The organism is Mesorhizobium sp. WSM4837, from assembly GCF_055811435.1.
Map to the genome: position 1 here is coordinate 1 of NZ_JBVVQE010000241.1, position 510 is coordinate 510.

The 510-nt window shown below is 68.0% G+C and carries 1 protein-coding gene; it reads left to right on the top strand.

Translation table 11 applies throughout. The annotated features are described in order from the left end of the window. The coding region (locus AC0L3D_RS36925) for an efflux RND transporter permease subunit (RefSeq protein ID WP_473647564.1) at positions 1 to 510 on the top strand (510 nt) is incomplete at both ends.

Consider the following 510-nt stretch of genomic DNA (forward strand, 5'->3'; position numbering starts at 1 on the left):
ATTGCCAAGGTCCCCGGTGTCATCGATATTTCCGACGGCCTGCCGCCGCCGGGCGTCGACTGGGCGCTCGACGTCGATCGCGCCAAGGCGGCGCAATACGGCATCAGCCCGACCTCGGTCGGCACGGTGGTGCAACTGGTGACGAACGGGCTGAAGCTCAGCGAATACCGGCCGGCCGGTGCGGACGACGCCGTCGACATCAGGCTGCGCCTGCCCGAGGACCGGCGCACGCTGTCGACACTCGACGACCTCAGGGTGCAGACGTCGCAAGGGTCGGTGCCGATCTCGAATTTCGTCGTGCGCAAGCCCGAGCCGACCGTCGGCATCCTCAACCGCATCGATGGCGCGCGCACCGTGGTCGTCCAGGCCAATGTCGCCGCCGGCGAGCAGGTCGCTTCTGTCCAGCAGCAGGTCAGCCAGGCTGTCGCCGAAGTGGATCTCGGCAGCGGCATACGCTGGAAGCTTGCCGGCTCGAACGAGGACAGCGCCGAGGCCAGCGCTTTCCTCAGC